Annotated in this window: 1 pseudogene; it reads right to left on the minus strand. The window is 39.4% G+C overall.

The features are described from left to right. Positions 1 to 2,298: pseudogene (locus tag ACTF48_RS10960) on the minus strand (hypothetical protein); the annotation flags it as partial.

Below are 2,298 nucleotides of genomic sequence, written 5' to 3' on the forward strand. Positions count from 1 at the left end.
TTACTCGTAGTGTTTTTTATGAACAACTGTCCATTTAGTACTGGATTAGGGTATAATGAAATCGCTTTCGCGAAAGCGGAATCATCACTACTTAACGATACATTATTAAACAAGAGGTAAAAACGATCTGAGGCTAAACTGCCGGCTATGGAACTGTCTACAGAAAAACTATAATCTGCTGTGTTTAAATCATGTTGAACATTTAAATAAGTATCTACTAGCGTGATGTCATATACGGCCAGCCCATCACGCTGCATGCTTAAATTATAATTTACACCTCTATAATTATTCAAATGAAGGTTCAAGACCTCAGCATCTTGTGGCATTTCATTACGTAATATACTGTAGGTATTTCCCGCAACTTGTGCGCCTAAATTCTCATCTAAGTTCCCTATTTTAAGGGCATCTAGAGCGTCTATAGTATTTGAAAAAGTAGGGTCATAATCTACTAACATACCGTCTAGTGCGATGTTTTGATCATTATACAAAGTAAGTGCTATCCTATTTAAAGCAGCAGGCGTATTAAAAGTAGTGCTTGCTGAGGTCTCAGTGGTTTTATGAGCTTCTTTAAATACCACAGAAACATCTGTTGCTGAATCATCATTAATTATAAAACAGGATTGCCATGGTTCTAAAAACTGATCTGCATCACTAGAGACTACATTATTAGTTCCATTAATTCCGGGACTTGACGTACTTAATGACACCGTCACGTAAGATCCACGAGTGTTTACCGTAGGATCCCAGATGTAGTAAAAATTAGGATTCACATCTGTACTCTGATCCAGTACTTGAGACATGTCTGTATAGGAAGGAAATGGGTTTGCGATCATATTATAAGCACTAGCAACATCGTTCAATGGATTTACTGTAGATGCTGCATCATAAGTTATGTCTCCTTGTACAATAGTACCTGTGGCAGACAGTGTGGTATTAGTTGCTGGCTGGTTAGCTTGGGTAAGGCTAACAGAGCGGTCTCCTCTAATAAAGGTTCTAAACGGCTTACCTACTTCAAAGTTAGTCGCATTAGTATTAGCCACCGCTTCCCATACCTCTCCAGGATTATTATAAGTAAACATGCTAGGATTATTTGTACCAGACTGATCAAAACCATTTGCTATAGTACCACCAGTTACCTGAGTACCTTCACCAGTAATATTACCACCATTTGCTTGTATGGATTCAAAAATGGTTGGTCCATTTACTGGACTGGCTAGGAATCTAAAGGCCATATTATCATCGCTCCGTTTAGGAATATATTTATGAGCTGCGACGGTAGCATTAGAAAAATCACTACCAGCAGTCAGTGTCCCTATTACACCGCTAGACTGAGCGGTGGATAATAATTCTATGGAGCTGTTGTGAAAATTCAACGCATTAACAGGAGCACTTAAACTACTGCTTAAGGAGAAACCAGGTGTGTAAAAACTATCGCTGGCCTGCATAGGCATATCAATGGTAAGCATAGCCGGTGAACTACTGTCATTTGCTTTGGAAATACCAGTATTAGTCGTAGTGAGCACTCCAGTACCAGTAATAGTAGCGCCCGTAGTTGCTAGCGACTCGATTCCTGCCCAATTCTCAAAAGTCAAATTATGAGCTCCCATATCTAGAGTAGCTCCATCATCTATGACCAGGTTACCACCAGCTGCAATAGTGATATCACCACTCGCCGTGCAGCTACCCGATATTTGTAATCTATGATAAGTACCACTAGTAACAGCACCACTAGTAACTGCTGCATTATTAAGCACTAGGGTATTATCATTAGTCACCTTTAATGGATTAGAACCAGCACGATTAATATCTACAGACCCAAAGTATTCAGTAAAACTAGGAGTTCCACCAGAACCTACATCTGCTGGTACAGCAGCAAAAAGACCACCATTAAATCCCATCCACATGGTAAAACGTATCATATCTGGATTGCCTAGATCTGCTTTGGCTATTGTAAACTGTCTATGATTAGATCCTGTTACTACCGTAGTAGTTGCTGGAGAAGTATAATTATTCCAATCTGTTCCTGTCCAACCACGCAGCTCACTATAACTTTCTTCAACTCTTATACCGTAATCTGCATTAAAAGGTAATGTGGGCGTTACGTTTGCATATTGCGATCCTACGTTACTTCCATTAAGGTCTCCATCAGGATCGGTATCTATAAAAATATTAAAGCTGTCTGATCCTGATCCAAAATTACCACCAGTATTTATCACGCTGAAATAGACATTAGTTTCATCGTAAGCGACTCCATACACTATTGTAGGTATAGCGGGAGAATTATAGGTTTCTTCTAAG

It is taken from the genome of Nonlabens sp. (assembly GCF_965660805.1).
Taxonomy (GTDB): domain Bacteria; phylum Bacteroidota; class Bacteroidia; order Flavobacteriales; family Flavobacteriaceae; genus Nonlabens.